14 protein-coding genes are annotated in these 10,130 nt (G+C 30.7%); 13 read left to right on the plus strand and 1 reads right to left on the minus strand.

What is annotated here, in order from left to right; translation table 11 throughout:
• From Q0975_RS28130 to Q0975_RS28190, 13 genes are all read left to right on the plus strand, one after another.
• Positions 1 to 671, plus strand: a 671-nt coding sequence (locus Q0975_RS28130) for a hypothetical protein (protein WP_299444265.1), incomplete at its 5' end; no start/stop codon positions are given.
• A 207-nt stretch (positions 672 to 878) separates the two neighbouring features.
• On the plus strand, positions 879 to 1,529 hold the full coding sequence (locus Q0975_RS28135; protein ID WP_299444268.1) for a hypothetical protein: 651 nt from the start codon (positions 879 to 881) through the stop codon (positions 1,527 to 1,529).
• Between the two features lie 280 nt (positions 1,530 to 1,809).
• Complete coding sequence (locus tag Q0975_RS28140) at positions 1,810 to 2,430, plus strand: hypothetical protein (RefSeq protein WP_299444271.1); 621 nt, start codon at positions 1,810 to 1,812, stop codon at positions 2,428 to 2,430.
• 214 nt (positions 2,431 to 2,644) lie between these two features.
• Positions 2,645 to 3,703 carry a DUF262 domain-containing protein gene (locus Q0975_RS28145; protein ID WP_299444274.1) on the plus strand — a complete coding sequence of 353 codons (1,059 nt, stop codon included), beginning with the start codon at positions 2,645 to 2,647 and terminating at the stop codon, positions 3,701 to 3,703.
• A 3-nt stretch (positions 3,704 to 3,706) separates the two neighbouring features.
• Positions 3,707 to 4,333, plus strand: a complete 627-nt coding sequence (locus Q0975_RS28150; RefSeq protein ID WP_299444277.1) for a hypothetical protein — start codon at positions 3,707 to 3,709, stop codon at positions 4,331 to 4,333.
• A 199-nt stretch (positions 4,334 to 4,532) separates the two neighbouring features.
• Positions 4,533 to 4,949, plus strand: coding sequence for a hypothetical protein (locus Q0975_RS28155; RefSeq protein WP_299444280.1), 417 nt, complete (start codon positions 4,533 to 4,535; stop codon positions 4,947 to 4,949).
• Between the two features lie 213 nt (positions 4,950 to 5,162).
• Positions 5,163 to 5,510: a hypothetical protein gene (locus Q0975_RS28160; protein WP_299444283.1), complete on the plus strand. Its 348-nt coding sequence runs from the start codon at positions 5,163 to 5,165 to the stop codon at positions 5,508 to 5,510.
• Positions 5,504 to 5,935 carry a hypothetical protein gene (locus Q0975_RS28165; RefSeq protein WP_299444286.1) on the plus strand — a complete coding sequence of 144 codons (432 nt, stop codon included), beginning with the start codon at positions 5,504 to 5,506 and terminating at the stop codon, positions 5,933 to 5,935. The genes Q0975_RS28160 and Q0975_RS28165 overlap by 7 nt, the downstream gene beginning before the upstream one ends.
• Positions 5,936 to 6,025: 90 nt before the next feature.
• Positions 6,026 to 6,793: a hypothetical protein gene (locus tag Q0975_RS28170; RefSeq protein WP_299444289.1), complete on the plus strand. Its 768-nt coding sequence runs from the start codon at positions 6,026 to 6,028 to the stop codon at positions 6,791 to 6,793.
• Positions 6,794 to 6,982: 189 nt separating this feature from the next.
• On the plus strand, positions 6,983 to 7,450 hold the full coding sequence (locus Q0975_RS28175) for a hypothetical protein (protein ID WP_299444292.1): 468 nt from the start codon (positions 6,983 to 6,985) through the stop codon (positions 7,448 to 7,450).
• Between the two features lie 195 nt (positions 7,451 to 7,645).
• A complete protein-coding gene (locus Q0975_RS28180) occupies positions 7,646 to 8,215 on the plus strand; it encodes a hypothetical protein (protein WP_299444294.1) in 570 nt (189 codons plus the stop codon).
• Positions 8,212 to 8,688, plus strand: coding sequence for a hypothetical protein (locus Q0975_RS28185; RefSeq protein ID WP_299444297.1), 477 nt, complete (start codon positions 8,212 to 8,214; stop codon positions 8,686 to 8,688). Before Q0975_RS28180 ends, Q0975_RS28185 begins: the two co-directional genes overlap by 4 nt.
• Positions 8,689 to 8,877: 189 nt before the next feature.
• Complete coding sequence (locus tag Q0975_RS28190; protein ID WP_299444299.1) at positions 8,878 to 9,426, plus strand: hypothetical protein; 549 nt, start codon at positions 8,878 to 8,880, stop codon at positions 9,424 to 9,426.
• Positions 9,427 to 9,923: 497 nt separating this feature from the next.
• Here Q0975_RS28190 and Q0975_RS28195 read toward each other — a convergent pair.
• The coding region (locus Q0975_RS28195; RefSeq protein WP_299444302.1) for a hypothetical protein at positions 9,924 to 10,130 on the minus strand (207 nt) is incomplete at its 5' end.

The following is a 10,130-nucleotide window of genomic DNA, read 5'->3' on the forward strand; positions in this document are numbered from 1 at the left end:
ATAAAAACACTACTTACAACAATTTGTATAGTTCATTTGCTCCCTTCGGGAAGCAAACGCACCATACAAGAAACGTTAGGGCACATATTAATAGAATGTATAAAAAAGTAATACTATTGATATTCATTGCAGGAGTTGTTTCCTGTAATCGGACTTATAAAATTGATGAATCAGATCTTGAATTAATCCCTTATTCCGGAAACGAAAGCCTAGTATTCAAATCTTCAAAAAACGAATTAGACACTATATTTCTTAAGGGATTTGGGCAATTTGAAGTTGATTCTGATCCTTTGGAATTTTTCCCTGACAAACTTGAATTTTATAGATTAACATGCAAACATTCAAATCCAAATCCAAAATATAAGGGTTACATTGAGAACAGTTTAATGCAAATTCATAGATTTTCAGATTCACAAACATATATTGAGTTTGAACTTTCTCTAAAAGGTACTATGGGAAGTTGTAATATGAGTAAAACCGACTTTGAAAAAATACCTATTACAAATTTAAACATTAATGGAAAATTATATAATGATATAAAAACATTCACTTCCGATATACATACGAAAGGAAAATTACCTGAAAAGTATTATTGGAGTATTAGTGAAGGGCTGATAGGAATTGACGATAATGATGTCAAATGGAGATTGATAAAAAAATACGTGCCCTAACACGATATATATGTCATAGCAGTTAGGTGACGAGTTGAAAGGTTCTGGTATATTTGGTAAGGCGCAATGCTTGCAGAAAGTTAAAGTTTGCAACCAATGCGCAGAAAAATCATAAAACAGGGTAACATTTTGCCCTGCTAAGACACATATATTAAACGTTGTAACCAATTACCTTAAATTAATTGAAAACTTTTAACTAAAATGAAAATGAACTTTATTCTAATAATATTACTATCAATTTTGTCCTGTAAATCTACTGACAAAAAAAATGAAGATACTATTCCAGATTTTATGGAATTGAAAGATGATTTTTTTTGTTTTGACCAAATTTCAATAAACAAGTCTTTTCAAATTGAAAAAAAACTTAACTCAAAAGAATATACTCCCCCATTTGAAATGTCTGTCTCCGATGATTATTTCCCAAATGCTGATAAGTTTAATTTAGCACAACCAAAAGTTTTTAATCGGACAAAAGCTAATAGTATACCTATTCAAGTTCATTATTACTATACTAAAGAGGACAACGTAGTAAGGTTAATAACGTATGATTGGGATACAAAAAATAGTATGGAGTCTATTGATGACCTTTTAAAGAAAGAAAATGACCAATCAGGTAAATTTGATGATTATAACAAAAAGTTTGATGAAATTTCAAAGATCATATCCAAACATTTATCCAAACCCGAACCAAATCAGGGAAAAATCATTAAAAAAAAGGAAGAGGGTTATGGAGAATGGCTAGAACGTAAAATAGTTTGGCAGACAGAAAAATGTAATACAGAACTCATAATGATATGGACTGAGGGAGCAGATGAATTTGGAACATATCAAATAACAACAAAAATATATTGGAATTAAACTGGTTACAACATTATATATGAAATCAGAGCAATTTAATGCTAGATCAAAAGGTCATTCCCTTTTTGAAAAGGCGCTAGATTTTTATAAATTAAACAAGAAATAAAAATGCGCAGATAGATCAATTGGTTCAGGTATGTTTGCCTTGCTCCGATTCATATATTTGGCGTTGTGCATAATTGTGAAAAATAATAGTTGACTAACTCAAAAGAATAGTTTACTCATTCTGATTTACATAATTGACTTAATAAACTTAGTTTCGAGCAAACTAATTCAATAGATGAAAAACATAATATTATTTTTGATCCCACTATTAAGCCTTAGTTTATATTCCCAAAATCTTTCCGAAATTAATTCTGACTTTAATATAACTGACTCTCTAACTTACGAAACTGAAGTTAGAATTTATCAAGATGACGGAATAACTAATTACTCATCACTTTTTAGAATGTTTAAGGATAAATCTAAGAAATGGACAGCGGAATTTCACGAGCATTACGCAAAAGTTAATGGACAAGTAGAAATGCGAACAGAAAAGCAAACTCTAAAATCGAAAAGTGATTTGGAATTCGTTTTTCAAAACTTTCTACGAAGTCACATTTTGAACTTGCCAAGTTTAAGTGAAATCCAATGGAAATTAGTTACTCGCGGAGATGTGGAAAAAGTAAAAAGAAAATATCGAGGTAAAGAGATTGAGGAATATGAATTGATGAGCAAGCAGATTGCAATTGTAGATGGAGAGGGATTTAAGGTTCAAGTCAAAGGATGGGATAAGGTAAAAGAATTTGAGTTTTCTAATCCCGACGGATATTTAAAACATTATCCAGAAATTGACGAATTGATTTATATGTGCGAGATTTTAAACTTAATCCGAAATGAATTTGGAATATGGAAAAAATAACTATGCACAACAACATATATGTGATCATAGCAGCTAAGTGATTAATCGATTGGTCTTTGTATATTTGGTAATGCGCAATGTTTGCAAAAAGTAAAAGTTAGCAACCAATGCGAAGAAAAATCAATAAGCAAGGTAACATTTTGACCTGCTACGACACATATATTTAACGTTGTAGGCAATTTGAAAACCATCCAAGAAGAAATATTTAAATAGAATGAAAAATTTTGACAGTAGAACATATAGTATTAATGATTTTCTTGAATGGAATGATAAGAAACAATTAATACTTTCCCCTAAATTTCAAAGAAAAGCGATTTGGGCAGACGATGCTAAATCGTACTTAATGGATACAATAATTAGAGGAAAACCCATTCCCAAAATATTTATTAGACAAACTTTAAATATTGAAAATAGACAATCGATACGTGAAGTAGTTGATGGTCAACAAAGACTTAGAACTATTTTATCATTTATTAATGATGGCTTTACTATTAAGAAAAAGCACAATCAAAAATACGGTGGTTTCTTTTTTAGTCAACTAAGCAATATTGACCCTGATATTCAATCAACAATTCTGAATTATGAAATTTCTGTGGATTTATTAGTTAACCTTCCTGATAATGAAATTCTAGACATTTTTGCTAGATTAAATTCTTATTCTGTTGTACTTAACCAGCAAGAAAAAATTAATGCTAATCATTTCAGTGAATTTAAGATATTAGTTGACAGACTATCACATAAGCATAATGATTTTTGGTCAGATAATAAAATCCTAACAAATCAGAATGTACTAAGAATGGCTGACGCTACTTTAGTAGCTGATTTAGTAATTTCAATGATTGAGGGAATACAATCTAAAAAGCAAATCAAATCTTTCTACAGTAAATACGAGAAAGAATTCAATTACGATACAGATTTAATAGAAAATCAATTTGATGAAACAATTGAGCTAATAAAAATTGTTTTTGATGAATCATTAAAAAACACTCAATTTAGAAGAGTTCATTTATTTTACACATTATTTACAAGCTTTTTCCATACCAAATTTGGTTTAAAAAATCTCAATATAGATAAAACTGAGATTGAAATTAACAAATACGAAAGAACTAAAATAGCTCTTACTGAATTAAACATTCTTTTCGGAACAGTTCCTTTCCAAAATATGTCGGTTGAACAAATACAGTTTTTAGAAGATAGTAGAAGAGCTACAACTGACACTAAGGTTAGAATAAGAAGAACTGAGTTTATTCTTAATATTATAAATTCAATCTAAAATATGGCTTTATCACAAAATTTAATTGATTTTAGAGCCACAACAACAACTCTAGTTTCTCATATCACATTTGCACATCAAAAATATGCAAGTGGCTCATACAAAATAGCAAGAGATATGAGAGAGTTTATTAGTGAATCTGCATTTTTAAGAATTTATATCGCTTGGGAAACATTTATTGAGAATTCTTTCGTAGATTATTTACTAAATGAGCCATCTATTCTAAACAACAGACCCGCTAAATGGGTAAATCCTATTGATGCTGAACACGCACATAAGATCATTATTGGAAATCAACGTCATATGGATTGGTCAAATCCTGAAAAAATAAGGAACATAAGTAAAATATTTTTTCATCAAGGTTATGTTTTCAATACTGCATTAAGTTCCATCAATAATGATTTAATGGATTTAAAAACTATTAGGAATTCTGCAGCACATATCTCATCTACAACAACTAGTAAATTAGACGGATTAAGTACAAGAATTTTAGGTACTGCAGTATCCAATTATACAGCATATAAATTATTATTTTCAATTGACCCAAGGTCAACAGTTCCAAATACAACAGTACTCGATAGATATTTACAAATACTTGATGTCGCAGCTGAAGAAATTGCAAATGGATAAAAAACTGCCTACAACAATAAATATGAAATTATGATGGCTTTCAGCACATCACAATTCATATTCGGAACGTTGTAAACAATTCCCTCTATTCTTGAAAATTAATTGATTTGAGGAAACATTTTACGGAGCGAATTGCACTAAAAAATTGATTATCAATATGTAAAAACTTTACTTAGAATTCATATTAAACTGAAAGAAAATGAAATTTATTCTTAATCTATTATTTATCGTTCTATTATTTACTTGTTGTAATAATGTAACACAAGTAAAACAAGACAATGAATTGACAGAATTTATTATTGAGACATTTAAAGATCAAGATAATATTATAGACTTAAGCAATAATAAAAGTTTTGAATGGGACGAATTATTAATACTAAGACCTGAATCTGACATTCATAAAGTAGAAAAAAAATACAATCTAAATCTATTAGACTTAAACAGAATAAATTCGAAAAAAGATATCAATTTAATGATATTCTTAAAAAATAAAAAAGCTATACGATTTTGTAAAATTCCAATTAGTTCAGGTAAGCTATTAATGAATGATAAATTATTAAAAAAAGCTGATGTTTCCATTGGATTAAGTACTGACAATGAATTTCATTTTTTTTAAAACTGTTTACAACAATGTATAAGAAAACATAGGGCTTTTGGGCTCAATCGAAAGGTCTGTGTTTATTTGAAAAGTCACCAACTATAAAATTTGGCGTTTATGAGAAAAAAGATAAAAGCAAAATATTTATATTTGGCTTAGTACCAATTCGAAACGTATCGCTTACCCCTGCCCTACGTTTCTTATACTTAACGTTGTGGTTAATTAAAAAAAATGACAATAGAAGAATTAAAATCGAACATAAAATGGTGGGAATCCAAGAGGTGGATTTATAATGTAGCTGTTGGACTTTTTGGGGTTTTTGCTATTTATGACGGACTTTCAAGAGGAGAATATTCTTGGACTATAGATGACACAATTGGAATTATAATTTGGGGAATTGGCGCAAATATCTTTTACTCATTAGGAATTTTATTGGAATTATTTGACTGGTACTATTTAAAAAATAAAATCAGAATTAAAAGATTAAGAATATTATTTTTCATAGGCGGACTTTTATTCAGTTGCTTTTGGACTTTATGGTGTGGTTGGATTTATTTCGCAAAACCTTACTTATGGTAAGAAAAATTATTTTTACACTTCTGACTTTGACTCTAATCTGTTGCAAAAAAGGAAAAATTGATGAAGTAATAATTGGAGACACTTTACTTGTTCATCAATCTTTGTCAGAAAACCGAAAATTAGAAAACCTTATTTATAAATCTCTGGAAAAAGATAAAAATTCAATCATTGAATTAAAAAATTTTCCGAATGGAGGCGCGGCTGGTTCTTATGATTTAGGTTACATTTTGACACAAATAATATACAGAATCGGAGAAAACGATTTTGCAAAAATTTTGAAAGAAATACCGAAACCTGAACGAAATGGAATGGAAGGACTAATTGCAGTCGGACTTGAATACGGAGACAATGATTACGATGGAAAGAGGGATAATAAAAAAGTGGAATCTGAATTCCCTATTTTGATCGAAATATTGAATGAATAAATACTAACCACAACAGTTTGTATATTGCATGTGCTCCCTTCGGGAAGCAAACGCAACATACAAGAGACGTTAGACTCAAGCATAAATAATATGGCTAATACAATCTCTAAAATTCCAAACAATTTTCAAAATAGAGACTCTGTCGCTTGGCAAAAATTATGTGAATATGTTGAGCTGATAGCTAAAAACGGATCTGATGAATTTGTTCCCAAAGAGTATCTAGGTGATGAATTATTCTCTCAAATATATACGCTTCCAAAATCTATATCCAAACTCAAAAGAGTGAAAAAAATCGGGCTTTATGGAAGTAACTTAAAAAGAATACCTCCTGAAATTGGAGAAATGGAATCTCTTGAATATTTTGACCCTTACGGTTCTTACGATTTAAATTGGCTTCCTTATGAAATAACTAATTGTAAAAATTTAAAAGACAGCAGAATAAGCACTAGAGCATTATACGGGAACTATAAAAACAGAAAGGGATTCCCTAGATTAAATCATAATCCTGTAAAATATACTTCTGATATAATTAATTGTAGTATTTGTAAAAGAGAAATGTCTTTTATCAACAATAGTCAATATTGGATAACATTAGGTGTAGCTACCGATATAGTTCCTTTGTTAGTAAATGTTTGTTCAGATTCTTGCAAAGAAAGTTTACCAAAACCTCCTGAAGATTATGTTCAACATCCTCATAGAGGTGGATCAGACTTAAAACAACCTGATATGGATGAATGGGATTATATTGAGAAAAATTACAAAAAGGTTACCATAAGTGATGAGCCTAAGGAAGAGAAAAAAAACTCACCTGGCAAACTACCAATAATCAAATTAATACGGAAGATATGGGAAAAATAGCCTGTGTCTAACATTATATATGAAATCAAAGCAAAGTTTAGTGCCAATCGAAAGGTCATTTCCTTTTTGCGATGGCGCTAGGTTTTTATAAATTGAATAAGAAATAAAAATGCGCAAATAGATCGATTGGTTCTGGCTTACTTGCCTTGCTCCGATTCATATATTTGGCGTTGTAGCCAATTAAACTGAATGCGAAAAACAGTCGAATTTATAGAAGATAGAATTAAGTGGAGAGCTTCTCAACATAATCTGCCGAATAAAACTGTATTTTTATTTGAGAACTTGACTGACGAAGTCAAAATGAAATACTTAAATCATTTTGACGAAAAAGATAGCGGAAAAATAATCTTACTATTTACGGATTCGAAGAATAATTGGACAGCATTGGGAACAAAAAGAATTATTGGGTATGATGGAACAAAACTCAACTCTGTAAAATTAGATGCAATTGAAGATGTGGATTCTAAAAATCGGAAAGAATATTTCGAAAAAGCAGAAGCTGGTGAAACTAAACTCAAAAAAATTAAAAAACGCAACGAACGCGAATTGTTAATTACTGAATTTGACGGAAAAGAAACGATTTTTATTACGAAAAAAGGAAGTGACTTATTCTCTCTCTGGAATATTATGATTATGATAACGAGATTAAATAAATAAACTGGCCACAACAACATATATGTGATCATAGCAGCTAAGTAATGAATCGAATGGTTGTTGTATTTTTGGTAAAGCGCAATGCTTGCAGAAAGGAAAAGTTAACAACCAATGCGCAGAAAAAACGAAAAACAGGGTAACATTTTGCCCTGCTACGACACATATATTAAACGTTAGCAACAAGCAAAAGAATTAAAAATGTTTAAGAGACTCTTCAAAAAGAAAAAGAACCAACTCTCCAAAATTGAATATTGGAAGAAATGGGAACTTTCGGAGTTGATTGCGGACTTGCATAAAGCAGAAAAATTGTTATCTAAGTATAAAGGCGGTTATTCAAATAACTTTCTGTCTGCCGAAGAATTCCATAAAGTACTTGTAGAGGAAATTTACGAGGTCGAATCTGATAACGTAGCAGATTTTACCCAAATATGGTATTGGTTTTCTCCAACTTGTGATTGGGATGATTTGACTGGAATTGATGGATTGGAATTAGGTAATCAAATATTTGACCGTGTAGATAATTGGAAACGAAACCACGATTTTGTTCACGGAACTAAAGTTTCTTTAAACGATGAATTTGGAGTCGTTATAATATCGCAATCGGACGAGCCAAACTTTTGTGGAATGATTCGATGGGATACTCCCAAAGAATCAGATAATGAAGACTGGAGAGGAATGTTTGGAACCTTTCTAAGCGAAGGCGGACAAATAATTAACCAAGATTATGAGTTCAAATTTATAAATGATGATGGAACTTTAAAACAATGAATTCACAGACTATAATTACAATTTTAACAATCACTCTTCCCGTTCTCGGTGCTGGAATAGGTTATTTACTTAAAACCAATATTGAAAAAAAGAAAGCTCTAACAAGTGAAGTGACTAAAGAAAGAAGAGAAATATACCAAAAGTATGTGAACTTAATGATTGGTTTTTTTGACCATACAAAGGAGAAAAAGAAAAACTCTGACAAAGAAATGATATCTGAATTATTTGATTTTTATAAAAAATACGTCTTATATGCTTCACCTTCTGTAATAAAATCATTTTCTGATTATTTTCAATTTTTATATAAAAACAATGGAAATGAGAATTTTGACTCAAAAAAGAATCTGAATTTTATGACGAAGATAATGCTAGAAATGAGAAAAGACTTAGGACTCAAAAACAAAGGATTAGGTAAAAATGGAGAGATGTTAATGAGAGCATTAATAACTGACTATGATTCAATAATAAAATAGCCTGTTGCTAACATTATATATGAAATCAGAGCAAAGTTTAGTGCCAGATCGAAAGGTAATTTCCTTTTTGCAAAGGCGCTAGATTTTTATAAATTGAATAAGAAATAAAAATGCACAGATAAATCGATTGGTTCAGGTATGTTTGCCTTGCTCCGATTCATATATTTGGCGTTAGCCTACATATAAAATATGACAGAAAGTATCGACGAATTAAAACAAACTTTAGAATCGATTATCCTTTCAGGACCTTTAATGGGAATAAACTTCTATCAGGTTAATGACAACTTTTTTGAATTGTCGAACGAAGGTATTTGGATAATCGATGCTGGAATTGAATTGAAATTCCCTTCCGGAATTATTTCCACAGCTTGGAATTCTAAACTCGAATGCTATGTTATGGAAAACAAATCTGTCGAAACTATATACGGACAAGATAATTTGCATCAACTGGACAATGAAAACATCTCTGAATTAAAAAAATATGTTGGATTAAATGTTGTGAATTCCAGTTTTAAAAGTATGGGATTTGAGTATGTTGTCGACTACACAATGAGAACGGAAAAAGAAGAGCGTTTTGTAGAACTAATTCTTGAATTTCAGAACAAATCCAAAATCCAAATAGCGTTTATACACTATACTCTGGAAGGAAATAAAGAACCAAGTAATTTTTCGTTTAGCATCATAACGGAATTACTAATCTCTACGGAAAAGATTGTGGAAATAAAAAACGTAGGCTAACAACATATATGTGATCATAGCAGCCAAGTGATGAATCGAATGGTCTTAGTATATTTATGAAGGCGCAATGCTTGCAAAAAGCAAAAGTTAGCAATCAATGCACGGAAAAATCGAAAAGCAAGGTAACATTTTACTCTGCTACGACACATATATTAAACGTTAGGGCACATACTTGTTATCTAAAAAGCAAAACGCAATCTGAACCTGTCTGCGGACGAACCTCGATCGTTTGAACTGAGAATTTTTGCAGTGGTTTGTATCGGATCAAAAGTAAAAAAGCGATGAAAAAATAACTCAAAAGGAGTATTTCGGAGCAGTAACGTGCTGAAAAATCGCTTTTTTTTGGCTCATCACGATAATTTTAACGGAAAAAGGATTTGTGTTTTTTTAGTTTGGTAAGTGATAAATCCAAAGGCAGCAAAGTGATCGCTGGAGATTAAGAAAAATAATACGGAGCAATTCCTGCCAGAGGCAGGCAGGCGCAATCTGATATCACTTTACTGCGGCTTGTTTACCAAGTTCAGGCTTGTAAAAGTGGTACGTGCCATAACACTATATATGTGTTCATAGCAGTTAAGTGATGATTCGAAAAGTCTGTGTATTTTTACAGTGGCGCAATGCTTGCAAAAAGTAAAAGTTAGCAACCAATGCGCAGTTTTTGTCGAAAATAGGGTAACATTTTGCCCTGCTACGACACATATATT

The organism is uncultured Aquimarina sp. (genome assembly GCF_947500065.1).
GTDB lineage: Bacteria > Bacteroidota > Bacteroidia > Flavobacteriales > Flavobacteriaceae > Aquimarina.